The 18,596-nt window shown below is 40.3% G+C and carries 23 protein-coding genes; 2 read left to right on the top strand and 21 right to left on the bottom strand.

Annotated elements, in window-relative coordinates; all coding sequences use genetic code 11:
* Positions 1-782: 782 nt before the first annotated feature.
* The 18 genes from rplQ to DC53_RS06015 form a co-directional block, all read right to left on the bottom strand.
* Positions 783-1,184, bottom strand: a complete 402-nt coding sequence (gene rplQ, locus DC53_RS05930) for a 50S ribosomal protein L17 (protein ID WP_002959450.1) — start codon at positions 1,182-1,184, stop codon at positions 783-785.
* Positions 1,185-1,223: 39 nt separating this feature from the next.
* Positions 1,224-2,210 (bottom strand): DNA-directed RNA polymerase subunit alpha, encoded by a 987-nt coding sequence (locus DC53_RS05935; protein ID WP_002959452.1) that lies wholly within the window; start codon positions 2,208-2,210, stop codon positions 1,224-1,226.
* Between the two features lie 24 nt (positions 2,211-2,234).
* Positions 2,235-2,855 carry a 30S ribosomal protein S4 gene (gene rpsD, locus DC53_RS05940; RefSeq protein ID WP_002959461.1) on the bottom strand — a complete coding sequence of 207 codons (621 nt, stop codon included), beginning with the start codon at positions 2,853-2,855 and terminating at the stop codon, positions 2,235-2,237.
* Between the two features lie 21 nt (positions 2,856-2,876).
* On the bottom strand, positions 2,877-3,263 hold the full coding sequence (rpsK, locus tag DC53_RS05945; RefSeq protein WP_002959471.1) for a 30S ribosomal protein S11: 387 nt from the start codon (positions 3,261-3,263) through the stop codon (positions 2,877-2,879).
* A gap of 12 nt (positions 3,264-3,275) precedes the next feature.
* On the bottom strand, positions 3,276-3,632 hold the full coding sequence (rpsM, locus tag DC53_RS05950; protein ID WP_002959473.1) for a 30S ribosomal protein S13: 357 nt from the start codon (positions 3,630-3,632) through the stop codon (positions 3,276-3,278).
* Between the two features lie 125 nt (positions 3,633-3,757).
* The gene (gene rpmJ / locus DC53_RS05955) at positions 3,758-3,871 is read right to left on the bottom strand and encodes a 50S ribosomal protein L36 (protein WP_002959476.1); all 114 of its coding nucleotides are present in this window, start codon (positions 3,869-3,871) and stop codon (positions 3,758-3,760) included.
* Between the two features lie 22 nt (positions 3,872-3,893).
* The gene (gene secY, locus DC53_RS05960; RefSeq protein ID WP_007376464.1) at positions 3,894-5,222 is read right to left on the bottom strand and encodes a preprotein translocase subunit SecY; all 1,329 of its coding nucleotides are present in this window, start codon (positions 5,220-5,222) and stop codon (positions 3,894-3,896) included.
* 10 nt (positions 5,223-5,232) lie between these two features.
* Positions 5,233-5,667 (bottom strand): 50S ribosomal protein L15, encoded by a 435-nt coding sequence (gene rplO / locus DC53_RS05965; protein ID WP_002959480.1) that lies wholly within the window; start codon positions 5,665-5,667, stop codon positions 5,233-5,235.
* Between the two features lie 4 nt (positions 5,668-5,671).
* A complete protein-coding gene (rpmD, locus tag DC53_RS05970; RefSeq protein ID WP_002959482.1) occupies positions 5,672-5,854 on the bottom strand; it encodes a 50S ribosomal protein L30 in 183 nt (60 codons plus the stop codon).
* A 2-nt stretch (positions 5,855-5,856) separates the two neighbouring features.
* Entirely contained in the window at positions 5,857-6,363 is a 507-nt protein-coding gene (gene rpsE, locus DC53_RS05975) for a 30S ribosomal protein S5 (protein WP_002959485.1), read from the bottom strand.
* 9 nt (positions 6,364-6,372) lie between these two features.
* On the bottom strand, positions 6,373-6,723 hold the full coding sequence (gene rplR / locus DC53_RS05980; RefSeq protein WP_002959486.1) for a 50S ribosomal protein L18: 351 nt from the start codon (positions 6,721-6,723) through the stop codon (positions 6,373-6,375).
* A 9-nt stretch (positions 6,724-6,732) separates the two neighbouring features.
* Entirely contained in the window at positions 6,733-7,266 is a 534-nt protein-coding gene (rplF, locus tag DC53_RS05985; protein WP_007376463.1) for a 50S ribosomal protein L6, read from the bottom strand.
* 13 nt (positions 7,267-7,279) lie between these two features.
* Complete coding sequence (gene rpsH / locus DC53_RS05990) at positions 7,280-7,672, bottom strand: 30S ribosomal protein S8 (RefSeq protein WP_007376462.1); 393 nt, start codon at positions 7,670-7,672, stop codon at positions 7,280-7,282.
* A gap of 21 nt (positions 7,673-7,693) precedes the next feature.
* On the bottom strand, positions 7,694-7,999 hold the full coding sequence (gene rpsN / locus DC53_RS05995; RefSeq protein ID WP_033016334.1) for a 30S ribosomal protein S14: 306 nt from the start codon (positions 7,997-7,999) through the stop codon (positions 7,694-7,696).
* 10 nt (positions 8,000-8,009) lie between these two features.
* Positions 8,010-8,549, bottom strand: a complete 540-nt coding sequence (rplE, locus tag DC53_RS06000; RefSeq protein ID WP_024610257.1) for a 50S ribosomal protein L5 — start codon at positions 8,547-8,549, stop codon at positions 8,010-8,012.
* Positions 8,550-8,565: 16 nt separating this feature from the next.
* Entirely contained in the window at positions 8,566-8,880 is a 315-nt protein-coding gene (gene rplX / locus DC53_RS06005; RefSeq protein ID WP_002959496.1) for a 50S ribosomal protein L24, read from the bottom strand.
* Positions 8,881-8,890: 10 nt separating this feature from the next.
* The gene (gene rplN / locus DC53_RS06010) at positions 8,891-9,259 is read right to left on the bottom strand and encodes a 50S ribosomal protein L14 (RefSeq protein WP_002959498.1); all 369 of its coding nucleotides are present in this window, start codon (positions 9,257-9,259) and stop codon (positions 8,891-8,893) included.
* A gap of 272 nt (positions 9,260-9,531) precedes the next feature.
* On the bottom strand, positions 9,532-11,502 hold the full coding sequence (locus DC53_RS06015; RefSeq protein WP_033030955.1) for an AsmA family protein: 1,971 nt from the start codon (positions 11,500-11,502) through the stop codon (positions 9,532-9,534).
* 433 nt (positions 11,503-11,935) lie between these two features.
* Here DC53_RS06015 and DC53_RS06020 point away from each other — a divergent pair, with 433 nt between their 5' ends.
* Positions 11,936-13,099: a hypothetical protein gene (locus tag DC53_RS06020; protein ID WP_033023362.1), complete on the top strand. Its 1,164-nt coding sequence runs from the start codon at positions 11,936-11,938 to the stop codon at positions 13,097-13,099.
* A gap of 278 nt (positions 13,100-13,377) precedes the next feature.
* A complete protein-coding gene (locus DC53_RS06025; RefSeq protein ID WP_033023360.1) occupies positions 13,378-14,064 on the top strand; it encodes a TorF family putative porin in 687 nt (228 codons plus the stop codon).
* Between the two features lie 61 nt (positions 14,065-14,125).
* On the opposite strand, the gene DC53_RS06030 is transcribed toward DC53_RS06025, so the two are convergent.
* The 3 genes from DC53_RS06030 to DC53_RS06040 all read right to left on the bottom strand — a co-directional run bounded on the left by DC53_RS06030 (position 14,126) and on the right by DC53_RS06040 (position 18,594).
* Positions 14,126-14,449 (bottom strand): Bor/Iss family lipoprotein, encoded by a 324-nt coding sequence (locus tag DC53_RS06030; protein WP_033030953.1) that lies wholly within the window; start codon positions 14,447-14,449, stop codon positions 14,126-14,128.
* The gene (locus DC53_RS06035; protein ID WP_033030951.1) at positions 14,446-14,757 is read right to left on the bottom strand and encodes a Bor family protein; all 312 of its coding nucleotides are present in this window, start codon (positions 14,755-14,757) and stop codon (positions 14,446-14,448) included. The genes DC53_RS06030 and DC53_RS06035 overlap by 4 nt, the downstream gene beginning before the upstream one ends.
* A gap of 261 nt (positions 14,758-15,018) precedes the next feature.
* On the bottom strand, positions 15,019-18,594 hold the full coding sequence (locus DC53_RS06040; RefSeq protein WP_007376454.1) for an ABC transporter permease/M1 family aminopeptidase: 3,576 nt from the start codon (positions 18,592-18,594) through the stop codon (positions 15,019-15,021).
* Positions 18,595-18,596 lie beyond the last annotated feature (2 nt).

Below are 18,596 nucleotides of genomic sequence, written 5' to 3'. Positions count from 1 at the left end.
CACCCTTTATTTTTCGAGTCAACACTTTGTTTTAAACTTTCTTTTGGAAGATTTAAAACCGAAGTTTTATTTAACTCTCTGAGTAGTTCGTGCCTAGCTATGCTTCGGCGTTTCCCGTCTCAGTGGGGTCGCATTATAGGGAGATCCGAAAACAGATCAACCCTTTTTTGAAGAAAACTTGAAATAATGTGCTGTTCGCTGACTATTTGAGCTAAACGGTCAAAAACAACACTAAACAGTGTGTCTTTACTAGTTTATATAGCTAGTTAATGTAAAAACGAGTATTAAAAGCCATAATCACCCTTTCGAAATGGGATCCATTCGAATCCTATTCATTAATAAATGATCTATACTGCTACACAAAGTTCAAATTGCTTCTTTATAAGGAGTAACAATTAGATAAGGCAAATACAAAGAGCATTCTTGAATTGACTTGCTATGCTCTACGTGAATTTAGTTCGGTTTAAAAAATGGAACTATTTAAGTCTGTGGCCGTTGAGGCTCAATAGAAAGTGTAAGATGTTAAATATCAGCTAAATTTAGTGTTTGCTTATTTATTTATTATGAAGCCAATTCAATTAGCCGTCTTGAGTTTAAAAAAGTCATTAGGATAGTTAATAAACCACTCTTGATGAAAAGATATCGCTGATAAAAGTTTTAAATGAATCCATATAAGCTTATAAAATAGGAACTTTAGGAAGAAATATTCTGTTGGAGGGGACTTAATAAATTTTAGGCAAGAAAAAGCCGAGCATTGCTCGGCTTTTAGGTTTCTTTAAGACTTACTCTGCAGACTGTGCGTCTTCTTGAACTGCTTCGCTAGTCGCTGGGCGACCAACTAGTTCAATATAAGCCATTGGTGCATTATCACCAGTACGGAAGCCACACTTAAGAATACGAGTGTAACCACCTGGACGATCTGCATTACGCGGACCGATTTCACTGAATAATTTACCAACAACTTCATTATCACGCGTGCGAGCAAACGCTAAACGGCGATTTGCTACACTGTCAGTCTTAGCCAGTGTGATTAAAGGTTCAATTACACGACGTAACTCTTTCGCTTTAGGCAAAGTAGTTTTGATGATTTCATGTTTCACCAAAGAACCTGCCATATTGCTAAACATCGCTTTACGATGGCTACTGTTACGGTTTAATTGACGACCACTCTTACGATGGCGCATGACCCTATCCTTCTAACTAAACTAATATAGTAATTTAGATTATTCAGCTAAACTTGCAGGCGGCCAATTTTCTAGGCGCATGCCCAGAGAAAGACCACGTGAAGCTAGCACGTCTTTAATTTCAGTTAGAGACTTCTTACCTAGATTAGGCGTTTTAAGAAGCTCAACTTCAGTGCGCTGAACTAAATCACCAATATATTGAATTTGCTCGGCTTTCAAACAATTTGCTGAGCGTACTGTTAGTTCAAGATCATCAACTGGACGAAGTAGAATAGGATCGAATTCTGGCTTCTCTTCTTTCTCTTCTGGCTCAGTTACATCGCGTAAATCTACGAATGCATCTAATTGCTCAGCTAAGATAGTAGACGCACGGCGGATCGCTTCTTCTGGATCTAAAGTGCCGTTTGTTTCCATATCAATGATTAATTTGTCTAAATCTGTACGTTGCTCAACTCGAGCTGATTCAACCGAGTACGCAATACGTTCAACTGGGCTAAATGATGCATCAAGCAACAATCTACCAATTGGACGCTCATCGTCATCAGAGGATAAACGACTAGATGCCGGCACATAACCACGACCACGTTCAACACGAATACGCATGCTGATCTCGCTGTTATTTGTAGTTAAATTACAAATAACGTGATCTGGATTAGCAATTGTTACATCGCCATCGTGCTGAATATCAGCCGCAGTAACAGGGCCTACACCAGATTTAGTCAGGGTCAGAAAAACTTCATCTTTGCCTTCTAACGTTACTGCTAAACCTTTAAGGTTTAATAGTATTTCAATGATGTCTTCTTGAACGCCTTCTTTCGCGCTGTACTCATGTAATACACCGTCGATTTCAACTTCAGTTACTGCACATCCAGGCATAGATGAAAGTAATATACGGCGTAAAGCATTACCCAGAGTATGGCCAAAGCCTCGCTCTAATGGTTCTAAAACTATTTTAGAACGCGTTGGGTTGATAGCGTCGATGTCGACTAACCTTGGTTTTAGAAATTCTGTAACAGAACCCTGCATTTTATCCTCTCTTAACTCTTAACTTTACTTAGAGTAAAGTTCGACGATTAGTTGTTCATTAATGTCCGCAGACAGGTCTGAACGCTCAGGTAGACGCTTAAAGCTGCCTTCCAATTTCTTACCGTCAACTTCAACCCAAGTCGGCTTTTCACGTTGCTCAGCCAACTCTAGAGCAGCGATGATACGTGCTTGTGTCTTAGACTTCTCACGGATTACAACAGTATCTTCTGGTGTAATTACGTATGAAGGAATGTTCACAACACGACCATTAACTAAAATCGCTTTATGGCTTACTAACTGACGTGCTTCTGCACGTGTGCTAGCAAAACCCATGCGATATACAACATTGTCTAAACGTTGCTCTAAAAGCTGTAACAAGTTTTCACCTGTGTTGCCTTTAAGGCGAGCAGCTTCTTTGTAGTAGTTACGGAATTGCTTTTCTAATACACCGTAGATACGACGTACTTTTTGCTTTTCACGTAATTGTAAACCGTAATCAGATAAGCGACCTTTACGAGCGCCGTGCTGACCAGGTGCAGTCTCAAGTTTACACTTAGAGTCGATAGCTCTTACGCCGCTCTTAAGGAACAGGTCAGTACCTTCACGACGACTCAGCTTGAGCTTAGGGCCCAAATATCTTGCCATGTTATTTCTCCTAACCTATTGTTAAACGCGACGTTTCTTCGGTGGACGACAACCATTATGTGGTATTGGCGTCACGTCAGTAATGTTGGTAATACGGTAACCAGCAGCATTCAAAGCACGTACAGCAGATTCACGACCTGGACCTGGACCTTTGATGAAAACTTCTAGATTCTTTAAACCGTATTCTTGAGCAGCAGTACCTGCACGCTCTGCAGCAACCTGAGCAGCAAATGGTGTAGATTTACGTGAACCACGGAAACCTGAACCACCGGCAGTAGCCCATGATAATGCATTACCTTGACGGTCGGTAATCGTTACAATAGTGTTGTTGAAAGACGCATGAACATGAGCCATACCATCAGCAACTTGTTTTTTAACCTTTTTACGACGAATTGGTGTCTTAGCCATAATACTATCCCCTTATCGCTTAATAGGCTTACGAGGACCCTTACGGGTGCGCGCGTTAGTCTTAGTTCTTTGACCACGTAGTGGTAAAGAGCGACGGTGACGTAGGCCACGATAACAACCAAGGTCCATTAGGCGCTTGATATTTAAAGTAACTTCACGACGAAGATCACCTTCAACAGTGTACTTGCCAACTGCATCACGCAGTACGTCAAGAATTTCGTCTGAAAGTTCACCGATTTTTGTGGTTTCGGCGATACCAGTCGCTTCTAAGATAGCCTTAGAGCGAGTCTTACCTATGCCATAAATAGCTGTTAAACCAATAACTGCATGTTTATGATCAGGGACGTTAATGCCAGCAATACGGGCCACTAACACATCTCCTATATTCGAATTTGGTAATCATAAGTTTGAAAAGCCCGTAAGGATACTCAAACGAAGACCAAATTACTACTAAAAACACAGGCCGAGAAAACTCAGCCTGCACGACTGTTTACTTAGCCTTGCCTTTGCTTATGCTTAGGCTCACTGCAAATTACGCGTACTACACCAGCACGTTTAATAACTTTACAGTTACGGCATATTTTCTTAACGGAAGCACGTACTTTCATTGCTCAACTCCGTAAACTGACCTTATCGACCGTAGCCTTTAAGGTTCGCTTTTTTCAGCACAGAATCATACTGATGAGACATCAGGTGAGTCTGTACTTGTGCCATAAAGTCCATGATTACAACAACGATAATCAAAATTGATGTACCGCCGAAATAGAATGGCGTTTGCCATGCCATAGTCATGAATTCAGGCACCAGACAGATAAAGGTTATATACAAAGCACCTGCCAATGTCAGGCGTGTCATCACTTTATCAATGTATTTAGATGTCTGCTCACCTGGTCGAATACCTGGGATAAATGCGCCAGATTTCTTAAGGTTGTCTGCAGTTTCACGCGGGTTAAACACCAACGCTGTATAGAAAAAGCAGAAGAAGATAATAGCCGCAGCTAAAACAAGTGAGTACAACGGTTGACCTGGAGTCAGCGTAGTAGCAACAGCTTGTAATACATCAGCGACCGGACCTTCACCTTGGCCGAACCAGCTTGCAATTGTACCAGGGAACAGAATTATACTGCTAGCGAAGATTGGTGGAATAACACCCGCCATATTTACTTTTAGTGGTAAATGCGTGCTTTGAGCAGCAAATACTTGACGACCTTGTTGGCGCTTTGCGTAGTTAACAACAATACGACGTTGTCCACGTTCAAAAAACACTACAAGATAAGTAACAGCGAATACGATTACCGCAACCATCAACAGTACAAAAACATTCAAATCACCTTGGCGCGCCATTTCGACTGTCGAACCAATAGCAGACGGCAAGTTAGCTACAATACCAACAAATATTAGAACAGAAATACCGTTGCCGATACCACGTTCTGTTATCTGTTCACCCAACCACATAAGGAACATAGTACCAGTTACTAAACTCACCACTGCGGTGAAATAGAAACCCATACCAGGGTTAACTACTAACCCCTCCATCATGCCCGGTAAGCTAGTAGCAATACCGATTGATTGAATAGTAGCTAGCACAAGCGTGCCATAGCGTGTGTACTGGCTAATTTTTTTACGCCCTTGTTCACCTTCTTTCTTAAGCTCTATAAACGGAGGATACATATGCGTTAATAGTTGCGTAATAATCGAAGCCGAAATATACGGCATAATACCCAGTGCTAACACTGAAGCTCGCTCAAGTGCACCACCACTGAACATGTTGAACATTTCAACAATGGTGCCCTTTTGTTGCTCGAAGAAATCGGCAAGTACAGCGGCGTCAATCCCAGGGATCGGCACAAATGAACCTAGACGGTAAATTATGATAGCACCCAATACGAAGAGTAATCGGCGCTTCAATTCCGAAAGTCCACTTTGTGCACTTTGTGTATCTTGACCTGGTTTAGCCATTAGTACTTCCTTAGTCTTCTACCTTGCCTCCGGCAGCTTCAATTGCTTCGCGAGCACCTTTAGAGGCTTTAAGGCCTTTAACGGTAACAGCGCGTGAAACTTCGCCAGATTTAACAACTTTAACGAAAAGAACGTTCTTTTTAACTAGACCAGCTGCTTGTAACGCGCTTAGGTCTACCACATCGCCTTCTACTTTAGCGATTTCAAAAAGGTTTATTTCTGCAGATACTAAAGATTTGCGAGAAGTGAAACCAAATTTTGGTAGACGACGTTGCATAGGCATTTGACCGCCTTCAAAACCAACGCGTACTTTACCGCCAGAACGTGACTTTTGACCTTTGTGACCACGACCACCAGTCTTACCTAGACCAGAACCGATACCACGACCAACACGTTTTGGAGCAGTTTTTGAACCTGCAGCAGGTGAAAGTGTATTCAAATGCATCGAATTAACCCTCTACCTTAACCATGTAAGAAACCTTGTTTATCATACCACGTACACATGCTGTGTCTTCTAACTCAACAGTGTGGTTGATACGACGTAAACCAAGACCGCGTAATGTAGCTTTATGTTTCGGTAAACGACCGATAGAGCTTTTTACTTGTGTTACTTTTACAGTTTGATTTGCCATGGTTACCCCAGAATTTCGTCTACGCGAAGGCCACGTTTTGCAGCGATAGACTGTGGAGAATTCATATTCTCAAGAGCCGAAATCGTTGCACGTACCACGTTGATCGGGTTAGTAGAACCGTAACATTTAGAAAGTACGTTCTGCACACCAGTAACTTCTAGTACTGCACGCATAGCACCACCTGCGATGATACCAGTACCTTCAGATGCTGGTTTCATGAACACTAGTGAGCCAGCATGACGTCCCTTAACAGGATGCTGTAATGTATTGCCATTTAGGTCTACGTTAATCATGTTGCGACGTGCCTTTTCCATTGCTTTTTGAATAGCAGCTGGAACTTCACGTGCTTTACCATAACCAAAACCTACTTTACCTGCGCCGTCACCAACTACAGTTAGTGCAGTAAAGCTAAAGATACGACCACCTTTAACTACTTTAGACACACGGTTTACCGCGATTAGCTTTTCAGCTAGATCAGGCTGTTGTTGCTTTGCTTCTACGTTAGCCATTGTCTACTCCTAGAATTGCAAACCGGCTTCACGCGCAGCATCAGCTAGCGCCTTCACACGGCCGTGATATTTAAAGCCACTGCGATCAAAAGCAATCTTTTCGATGCCTTTGTCAGCCGCACGTTCAGCAACCGCTTTGCCAACTGCTTGCGCAGCTTCAACGTTACCGGTGCCTTTAACTGTTTCGCTAATAGCCTTTTCAACAGTAGAAGCAGCAGCCAGTACATTACCCTCAGCATTTACTACTTGAGCATATATGTGACGTGGCGTGCGGTGGATAACAAGACGCGTTGTGCCTTGTTCAATATAATTTCTACGAGTGCGTTTAGCACGACGTAGACGAGCTGTTTTTTTATCCATCGTCTTACCTTACTTCTTCTTAGCCTCTTTACGGCGTACATTCTCATCTGAATAACGAACACCCTTACCTTTATAAGGCTCAGGTTTACGGTATGCACGAATGTTAGCAGCTGTTTGACCAACTAACTGCTTATCTACGCCCTTAACTAGAACTTCTGTTTGGCTTGGAGTTTCAATCGTAATTCCTTCAGGAACTGCGAAATTAACTGGATGTGAGAAACCAAGTGTTAAGTCTAAAACTTTACCCTTAGCTGCTGCACGGTAACCAACGCCTACTAACTGAAGTTTCTTCTCGTAACCTTCATGCGTACCAACAACCATGTTGTTGATTAGAGCACGAGCAGTACCTGCTTGAGCCCATGCATTAGCTACGCCATCACGAGGTAAAGTTGTAATAACGTTGTCATTAACTTGTACTTCAACAGCGTTGTTGATAGTACGAGTTAGTTCACCGTTTTTGCCTTTAACTGTGATTTCCTGGCCTTTTAATGTAACTTCTACACCGGCAGGAACAGTAATTGGTGCCTTTGCTATGCGAGACATAGTTCCCCTCCGATTAAGCTACAAAACCAATGATTTCACCACCAACACCAGCACTACGTGCTGTGCGGTCTGTCATTAGGCCTTTAGAAGTTGATACGATAGCGATACCAAGACCACCCATTACCTTAGGTAATTGGTCACGTTTCTTATAGATACGTAAACCAGGGCGACTTACACGCTGGATATTTTCAATTACAGCTTTGCCTTCGAAGTACTTTAACTCGATAGAAAGCTCAGGTTTCGCTTCACTGTTAACAGCGAAATCTACGATATAACCTTCGTCTTTTAGTACTTTAGCTAATGCTACTTTCAGCTTTGAAGTTGGCATCGTTACAGATACTTTCTTCGCTGATTGACCATTACGGATACGTGTAAACAAATCCGCGATAGGATCTTGCAAGCTCATAGTCTTACTCCCATGATTCTATTACCAGCTAGCCTTTTTAAGGCCAGGAATTTCACCGCGCATAGCTGCTTCGCGAACTTTAATACGGCTCATGCCGAATTTGCGAAGGTAACCATGTGGGCGGCCCGTAATGTTACAACGATTACGTTGACGTACAGGGCTAGAATCACGAGGTAAAGCTTGTAGCTTAAGAACCGCGTCCCAACGATCATCTTCAGATGTGTTAACATCTGTGATGATAGCTTTTAGTGCTGTACGCTTTTCAGCGAATTGAGCAACTAGTTTTGTGCGCTTAGCTTCGCGCGCTTTCATAGAATTCTTTGCCATAACCCTACCCTTATTTCTTAAATGGGAAGTTAAACGCTTCTAACAACGCACGGCCTTCCTCATCAGATTTCGCAGAAGTAGTGATAGTAATATCCATACCGCGTACACGGTCTACTTTATCGTAATCGATTTCTGGGAAGATGATTTGTTCACGTACGCCCATGCTGTAGTTACCACGTCCATCAAAAGACTTAGCACTTACGCCACGGAAGTCACGAATACGTGGGATAGCGATTGATACCAAACGCTCAAAAAAGTCCCACATACGCTCGCCGCGTAGGGTTACTTTACAACCAATTGGGTAACCTTCACGCACTTTGAAGCCAGCAACAGATTTGCGTGCTTTAGTGATTAGAGGTTTCTGACCAGAGATTGCTGCAAGATCAGCTACTGCGTGATCTAAAATCTTCTTGTCAGCTAGGGCTTCGCCCACGCCCATATTCAATGTGATCTTTTCGATCTGAGGGACTTGCATGACAGAGCTGAAACCAAACTTCTCTTGAAGTTCAGCTACTACTTTGTCTTTATATACTTCATGCAGTTTCGCCATCATTCTACTCCAACTATTAGATAGTTTTACCAGTAGATTTAAAGATACGTAATTTCTTACCATCTTCAATCTTGAAACCTACACGATCAGCTTTACTCGTTTCCGAGTTGAAGATCGCAACGTTTGATGCATCCATAGATGCTTCTTTCTCAACAATGCCGCCAGCTTGGTTCAATTGTGGAACCGGCTTTTGGTGTTTCTTGATCAAGTTTATGCCTTCGACAAAGATTCGACCAGACTCAGTAACAACTGAAAGCACTTTTCCGCGCTTACCTTTGTCTTTACCTGCTAGTACGATTACTTCGTCATCACGACGTATTTTTGCTGCCATGATTGGCTCCTTACAGTACTTCTGGGGCTAGTGAAACGATTTTCATGAACTTATCATTACGAAGTTCGCGAGTCACAGGGCCGAAAATACGTGTACCAATTGGCTGTAAGTTATCATTTAAGATAACAGCAGCGTTGCTGTCAAAACGGATCAGAGAACCATCTGGACGGCGAACACCTTTTCTGGTACGCACAACTACCGCGTTTTTAACATCACCTTTCTTCACTTTACCGCGAGGAATAGCTTCTTTAACAGAAACTTTAATGATGTCGCCAATCGCTGCGTAGCGACGGTGTGAACCACCAAGGACTTTTATACACTGCACTTTGCGAGCGCCGCTGTTATCAGCAACTTCCAGCTGAGTTTGCATTTGGATCATGTTAATGACCTCCGGTGTAGTAATTACAACGTGTCTTAAATTTGTTTAAAATCAAGACATTTCGATTAAATCCCACTCAAAAACAAACGAGTTGTCTCTTAAGGGCGGGCAATTGTACCAGCATTGAGGGGGTAGCGATAGGTTATTTTTTAATTAATTTGGAGTGATGGGAAATTAAAGCTGAGCAATTCCGGCTATGTAGCTATTTTACAGGTGGTTACAAAACAAACAAGGCACCTGTAATGTGCCTTGTTTGTTTAGAGCGCAATAAATTAACCAAAGAAACCTTTTAATTTATCTTTAATCTTATCTTTTGCTTTTTCTTTTGCCTTTTCTTTTGCCTCATCGACCTTTTGTTTAGCTTCATCTTTGAGCGCACTGCCAACGTCAAGCTTTATACCTACATCGTGGAAAGGGCCTTTTATGCGCAGTGGTATTTTAAAGCCTGTACTGTCATCAGTCGTTCCCTGTCCTTCAATCGATCCAACTATGCCTGTAACTAAACGGTAGTTAACCGTTGTTTGGGGTAAATCAACATCGCCTTCACCTGATATTCTAATAAGTGGGCTGATAAGTGATAGGTCGGTATTTTTGCCAACACCATTAGTAAAGTTAAAACTTCCAGTTAATGCTGAAAAATCTGTTTGCTCTGATTCTTCAAACCCAGTATCTAACCCTTCAGATGCTGCACCAAAGTTTCCTGAAATAAGCTCCTTACCTTTACGTACCATTTCAGCTATATTCGCGCCTTTTACAGCGCCATCAGCAAACTCAAACCCAAGTTTTCCGTTAAGCGCACCAATAAACGACTTTTGACTTTGGCCAGTTGTGCTTAGGTTCCAATTTAAAGAACCCTTACCCATTAGCTTGTCAAAACCTGCCGCATCCGCTAATAAAGGCTGTGCATCTATACCAGCTAAGTCAAAGTTAGTTGATATTTTATAAGGCACATGTTGTGCGTTTACATTGATAACGCCTTTACCTGACCCTTCATAAGCAGAAAAGCTATCTAGGCTTAGTTTTGCAACGCTATTTTTTAAAGCAACAGTAAATTGATTTGCGCCCAACTTAATATCATTAGCTTTTAATCCACTTGAACGAATTACTACATTCGCATCTAGTGAATTTAATGCACTTAACTCAATTTTAGTGTCATCCCATACTATTGGCTCTGCAGGCTTATCTTCTTGCTCTACTGGCTCTTCCTGTTTTGCTACTGCTTCAGGTAGGTACGGGTTTAAATCAAGCATACCTAAATCAATATCAGCATTTACAGCTAAACGCTTACCTAGGTTAAGCTCGCTCTTACCTTTTATTTCCAATGCGTCTAACGTCGCAGCTAAATCTTCTAAATTAAATTTCTCACCTGCTAGGTGCATTTTACCGTTTACACTAAATGCATTAAAAGCATTGTCTTTAGCGTCTAATTCTACACCTTGCCATTTCGCAATACTTTTAACAGACTCACCGCTTAGTGCTAACTGACCTTTAATATCTTTGCCTTGCTTAGCGATGCTCCCTTCGAACGTTAAATCAACTAAACGAGAATCTAAGGTTTGTTTAACATTAAAAGTAGCACCTTCAATTGCTTTAGCTGGAGTATCTAATTTTATATCAAGCTCAAAACGCTCCTGCATATAAGTAATACCCCCTTTTACTTCTAATGTTTTACGAAGTGATGGAAGTAAAATAGCGAGTTCTAAATCACTAATTTGTTGCTTAGTACCTGTTTGACCATCTAGATAAGTAAATGTACCGCCATAAATAGCAACCTCACCTAGCTCAATATCAAAGTTATCTGGAAGCTTTATTGCTTCACCTGATTGGCTTTGCTCTTTAGGTTGCTCTGCAACTGCATCAAACAACTGCCAATTAGCTTTACCATTTTTGTCGGTTTCTAATAGGATATTGGGTTCGTTTATAACAAACTTATCTAATTTAAACTCACCACCAAATAATGAAAACCAAGGTATATGTACAGCAAGCTGTTTCATACTCGCCATGTCGGCGCGCGAACCTGATCCCATATTTGCAAAATGCACGTCGTTAAGTTCTAACTTTAATGCAGGGAATACGCTAAGTGTTTTATCACCTTTAATAGTAAGAGTGCGCCCAGTTGTTTGTTCTACCTGCTGCGACACTTTATTAAAAATAGTATCAGTAGGAATTAAAAACGGTGCGGCAACAATTAGTGCTATACATAATAAAAGTATTACACCTACAATTTTAAGTAAGGTTTTCATGATCGTCCTTTCAAACGTGCAAATAATGTTCTTATCATAGCGAGTGTTAGCTTTAAAATCATTGCTGAAGTTGTAAAAATGCTATTTAGTTTAACTTATTTGGCATGATATGAATCCGTGCTGAAAATTTCAGCATAAAAAACATATAGTAGAGTACTAATGAAATGGTTAATGCTATAAAAAAGCATTAACTAAATAATTCAATTTAATGCTCTTGAAATTAAACATTGTAAATTTAATGACAATATCTCACAAAAACCTCAAATCAAAATAACTAATATTTACCTATAATTTAATCTTGATACATTGAAAAGTATAGATATTTATCCCCTGTCACTATTAAGCATTGAGGACAGCGCTGTTGTTATTGATGTAATTGCGCTAAAATAGACCAGCAAAAAAATATATATCTAATCCGGAGATTCTACAAGGCATGAAAAAACTGCTAATTTCACCGTCAAAAATGACGCTAGGCGAACAAGAAAATCAAATCTATCAGAACATTCTGAAGCAATCTTCAGAGTTAAGCCTTAACCTTATGGCCGTGAAAGTAGAAAACCACCCTGATGATTTTTTACCTTGGTGTTACGAACTATTAAATGCAAGTAGAGATCGTATGAACTACGATTTACTAGAGCCGCAACAATTACCTATACTTAAGAAGCTACACGATCAGCTTATTTCAGCTATCAGCTTTTTACAGGTTAAAACTTTACGTATTGCTCCGTGGCCTGTTGTAAGTGTATTTGTAGAACAACACAAAGACGTTATTGCTCTTGATGAACAGCTTCGCTTAGTAGACTACATTAAAAGCATTCGTGAACAATCTCTTAAAGATATGATTCCTGAAGATTTACTTGCGTTTAGCGGTAAGCATATGGCGTCACTTGATCCAAGCACATACAACTTTGATGTTGAATGGTTTGCCTCAACTAAGAGTGCAAAAAGCTTTCATCAAATGCTTAGCGATTTACCAGGTGATTTTGATGCAGCTCTAGCAAACATCCCACTTGAAGGTGATATCACTCAATATGAATACCAGCAATTTGTTGCTGCTTACTCAAAAGTGTTTACCGACAACAATGAAAAACCAACGCTAGCCCCTGCAACTCGCTTGCTAGCAATGCGCCGCCCTGATTTATTTACTCCGATTACAAATAATCGATTAGATGCATTATGTGGCGCTCTTGGAGTTCCAAAACTTAAAAATAGTGATTTTGAGCGTTACTGGCAAGATATCGTTAAAGGTATTCAAGCTATGTCGTGGTATAAAATGGCTAATGCAAGTAACGAACTAGAGGAACAGTTAGTTGCTATTAAAGCACTGATCCCATGTTTCTTTTATTATGCAGACACTAAAACACCTGACAGTTCAAACTACATCAAGTTACTTAGCAAGCCTAAGCGTAGTACAACAACGACAGGTAAAACTCAACGTAGAGGCAAAGAGTCTGCAGAAATTTTAGTAGACCGTGCTCTTGCTGCTGACGATATTCCTGAGCATATTCGCAGCAAACGTGACTCGATCATTAATGAAGTACAAAAAGGTCGAGGCGTTAACGAAACAATTAGTCTAATGCGTACTATTTTCGGCTAAATAAATCTAACCTAGCTGTACTTTAATGGTGCGGTTAGGTTAATTTATGCACCAGCAGCGTGCGAACACTTATTAAAATTACCTCAATAAAAAAACACCACTCCTTTGTAAGTCATTATTTTTAAAATATAAAAATACATTTTAAAATAAATAAAACCAAGCTGGCACACACAGTGCACCATCTCCCCAGTTAAACAATAAAAATGCATCCAGTTAAAAGGTTAAAGCAATACATAATAAAACCTTGGCATGCAAAAATCATATAACGGGAAATGGACATGCTCAAACTAAAAAAAACAATTGCGATTAGCACCATCGCATTAATGGCTGCAACATCGGTAATCTCAACATCGGTTCAAGCTGAAGTAACAGCAAATGCGGCAGCAACATCAAATTACTTATGGCGCGGCCAAGAGCAAACGGGTGGTGATGCGGCAATATCCGGTGGTATTGACTACGCTAATGAGTCTGGTTTTTATGCCGGTACTTGGGCTTCAAATGCATCTTGGGCTGACGAAATGACCTACGAGCTTGACTTATACGCAGGCTTCGGTGGCGACATTAACGAAAGTGTTAGTTACGATGTTGGTTATATTTATTACGCTTACCCAGACGCAGCTTCTGAAGCTGACGCAGATTTCTCTGAAATTTACGGTAGTATTAGTGTTGAAGGCTTCACGTTTGGCGCTTCTGTACTTGCAACATCAGCTGCAAGTGGTGACGGTACAGACTTTGGCGACTCACTTTACCTAACTGCTGATTATGGCTTTGCTGTCGGTAGTAACGGTACTGAAATGGCACTACATTTAGGTCATTACTCTGGTGATTTTATTGGTGACGACAATATCTTAGATTACGGTATATCTATTTCAAAAGACGGTTTTACTTTTGGTTTGTCTGATACAGATATAGATGATTCAGATATTAAAGCCTACGTAGCTTACTCTGTAGACTTTAACTTATAAAAAAGAATGTGTTACTTGCTGCAACACGAAGGGCCTTTTGGCCCTTTTCTCGTTTATAATATTACTTGAATGGCACCTTAGTACAACTCACTTCAACTGTTTTAGGGTACCAAGCCGGAGCAATTTGATTAACAGCCACCTCAGCCAAACCATTAGTAAACGATTTATACGTATGGACACTTTGCCATTCACCTTGTGGGCAATGAGTACTTAAATCTAACGGTTTAGATCCTTCATATAATGCAAGAGCAAAATTATGATGCCATTGTGAACTCTCTTGAGTTTTATTGCTCACGTTGTCTTGTACACCATTATCAAAGTAAATGTTCGTACATCCCGTTAATATAATCAGCATACAACTTGTTATTAGTGGCTTAATACTCATAATGCCTCTCCCACTATTTCATCTTGGCACCATACTTTAATAGTGTGAGGTGCATATATACCAAGTGTAATTAAACTAAGTGCTCCATCACTAAACGTTTGTTGTGACTGCATTTGAGTCACTGATTTATCTACACATACTTTTTTCACATCAACGCGCTCTTCTCCAACCAATCCCCATAAAAAGAACGGTCGACTATCTTCATAACTCGCTTTGCTTGTTATTTTGGCTGCTTGCTGTGGCTGAATTGTCACCGCAGAGCAAGCAGTTAGACTTAGTACTAAAACGCTTATTATTAGCTGCTTCATGCTTATACCTTGTTGTTTACTCTTAATGGCAACAGTGTACAAAATAACTAAAGTTAAGTTAGTAAGAAGGTGTGGGGAAAATGTAGCGGTTTATACAAAAATTTATACAATTTTCTACAAAGTTTAGGATGAGGGCTGCTTACTAAATGAGTTTATATATAGTAAAAATAACTTTACTGTTAGCTATCAATAACCTCTTTCAATAGCTATAAAAATGCCAGTCAGTAAAACAACTGGCATTTTTTATACTGCACTTAAAAGCTACAGTGCTTTAATATTATCGCCACTTTTCTTGTCAATTAACTTAATAAAAGGATCCACACCTGCAAATTTAGGTAATTCAGTTACCTTTAGTATAATGGTATTTACACCCGTTTTTATCTCGTGCTTTTGCATATAGATCACAGCACTTTCACTATGTATCTCATTCGGATCTGCGCTAAATAAAGCAACATCTATCATTTGCGCTAGCGGTACATCTTCTTCATTACCTTCGCCATCGGCATGCTTTTTCGCTGCAGCAATAGTCAATGTAATGATATGTTCCCCATCAGCAGATTCAGCCTCTTGCACATCAACATCACTGATTTTTAAATCATATAACGTAATGGCATTAAATTGATCTTCAATGAATGCTTGTTCTTGCTCACTCGCTCCTCGCTTTAGATAGGCAATAAAGTCTAACGTGGTTGGGTAAAACTCCTGCGCATATTGGTAATCTCGCAAAAACGCTCGCAAAGCGGCATTTACGCGCTGCTCACCTAACAAATCATGTATGGCCATCATTACCACGGCACCTTTGTTATAGTGGATATACTGCTGCCCTGCGGCGCGTGCAAGTGTACGTTCCTCATAAAGCTCTGTCGTGCGTCCTAATAAGTAACGATCAAGTTCATACTTTAAGAATTTACGAAGGTTGTTTTCACCATACTTTTCTTTCATCACCATGATAGCTGCATATTGCGATAGCATTTCAGATAAAATATTAGAGCCTTCGACATTCGCGCCAATCACTTGGTGCGCCCACCACTGGTGCGCCAATTCATGCGATGTTACATAGTAAGGAAAATTAATATTATCTGGGTCACGTGTATCTGTAATAAACCCCATATTTTCAGAATACGGTACTGTATTAGCAAAACTCTGCGCAAAACTACGATAGCGAGGAAACTCAATAATACGCATTTGCTTATGCTGATAAGGACCAAACTCTTTAGAGAAGTAATCTAAAGAATCTTTAGTCGACTGAATCATTGCATCTACATTCCAAGCATGATCTTTATGATGGTACACTTCAATGTTTACGCCATGATGCTGCTCTTTTTTCACCTCAAGTTCCATTGAGAGTAAAGTGTAAAAGTGCAACATAGGTGCATCCATTTCGTATACAAACGTGGTTCGGCCATTTTTAGTACTTTGTGATTGCAAGTAACCTGGAACCATCGCAATTTGCGACTCATCAGTGGAAATTGTGGCAGCAAAACTTACATAGTTATCTGCAAACAAAGGTTGATTATGATACTGCGTTTCTTCAATTTTATTGCCGCGTTTTAACTCTGGCAAACCCCTTTGACGACGCTCACTTTTATCTTGTATTTGCTTACCAAAGGAATAACCAAAACTCGGGAACAGTGCCGTGTTGTCAATAAAAGTACCGTTATACACAAGTCGCTCATCGCTTCCTCTATCTTCAAACCCTTCGGTATAACGCTCTACGCTCATTGTAATTTCGCGGCTTTCGTTTGGTTGCATGGGTTTAGTAAAATCTAACCAAGCATGACGATACTGCTCGTTTAACTCCCCAAGTTGCGCGCCATCCACCTCAACACTCCATTTATGAGTATTATCAGGCTTATTTACTAATACTCGCGTAATCGGTTGTTGCGATTTATTCTCTATCTGCATTATCACGGTAGCTGTAATACGACGTTCTTGAGGGTAGATATCAGCAGTAACAACAACATCCGTTGGAATAGGTAAAGCCGCATCTACAAACTGACCGAACTCACGCTCATACTGCTCTTGTAAGTCTTCATACTGTTCACTGGTTATAAATTGATTGAGAACCGTTGTGTTGTAGTAAATAAAACTTCCTACACCACCAAAAATAAGGGCACCACATACAATAACCGCTTTACCTGAATTGCCTAGCTGATAGCCTAACAACTGAACGCGTGCTTTTAAATTTTGCCCAGCTCCACGAGGCCAAAGCGCATAGCTAAGTGCAGCAATGATCATACTAAAACCTAGCCAGTATAAATTATACCAATGCACCGCAGTTAAAAAGTGGCCATAACCATTAATATCTGAATAAGGCGCCTCTGGTGTCCGACCTATTACAAACATATTATGCTCAAAACCATAGTTACTCATCACCAAAGTAGCGATAAAATACAGCACATATAATCCCATACCTACGTATTTATTTGGGCTAATTACTTGTAGTAAAAAGGCAAAACCACCTTGAAAGATAAGCCCGAGTACAAATAAATAACCGAGTCTAATTACATATTGTGCAATATCAAAGTTCGCCATACCCATCATCATTTGATAAAACAATGTCACCACGGAGCCAAATGCGCATAACAATAATAAAACAGCACTCAGCGCTACATATTTAGAGCCCCAGAACACCCAATTCGCAACAGGGTACGCATCGATAATGTCGGCCATTCTGGATTCACGATCATGCCATACAAGTTCACCACAATAGTAAACAAGTACTATCATCATCAATATGCCAAAGCTACCTTGAATAAGCTCAACCATTCTAAATGTGACTGGCCAAACATCAGTTCCGTATGGACCCATTGAGCCTACCAACGCTGGAATTAATGTCGCTAAAGATAAAATAAGTAAAATACCAAACGAATAGCTTTTTATAACTTGTTTGACTTCAAAAAAAGTACGCGTTAAAAATTGCGACCACGCATTATTTCCCGTCGCTTTTGCCGTTATATTAAACTTAAGTGCAGCTGCAAAATTAGTATTATTATTTTTACTCGCCTTGCCTTTCACTTTTTGCTTTTGAGCCAAATGATGAGATGTATTGAGTGCTGCAATTGCCAATGCTAGTAAGGCAACACCGACCCAAATTAACCTATTATGTAATAACTGATCAGTTAACGTAATTTCCATTACATTACGCTCTGCTATTGTCCAGTATTCCATCTGCATTCTCATTGCCGACATACCAAACATATCTAGGTAAGCTGAGATTTCACGATATTGGATATCAGAGAAAATATTAGATCCAACCAAATAGCTAATAAGTAGGGCAACAGCAACTAGATAGAGCGTTACCATGCTACGAAAGCGCATTGCCACAGCATTAATGAGCGATGAGACAACAAACAAAGAAGGAGCTGCAATATAAAAGAAAGGCACTAAATAATAACTTAGTTGGTTTTCACCTATCATTTCACTGTCTAACCAACCCATTAAGCTACCAAAACCACTGCCAACCCACACACCCAACATAGTGCTTGAAAACACTAATAGCGTGACTAAATAAGCCCCGATGAATCTCCCAGCTTTATACTGAACTATGTTCAGTGGCTTGCTCAAAACTAATTCGTTGAGTTTACTCACGTCATCACGAATAGCTGAGCTTCCAACAAAGTTGACCACTAAAAAAATAGCAAACACCGACATAATCGCAATAACTTGCAAAATTGCGTAAGGAGAATTTATATTTACATTGCTGCTTCCCCCTATTTGCACCGAGTCAGAAACCGATGCCATAAAAGTAAGAAAAAACAAGATAAGTGACGTGATATAGAAAGAGGGCTGACGCATAAAATAGCGCAGCTCAAATTGCATCATTTTAAACAACATAA

The sequence above is a fragment of the Pseudoalteromonas fuliginea genome (assembly GCF_000690055.1).
GTDB lineage: Bacteria > Pseudomonadota > Gammaproteobacteria > Enterobacterales > Alteromonadaceae > Pseudoalteromonas > Pseudoalteromonas fuliginea.
Note: the sequence above shows the minus strand (reverse complement) of the source record. Positions and strands in the feature narration are given on the sequence as shown.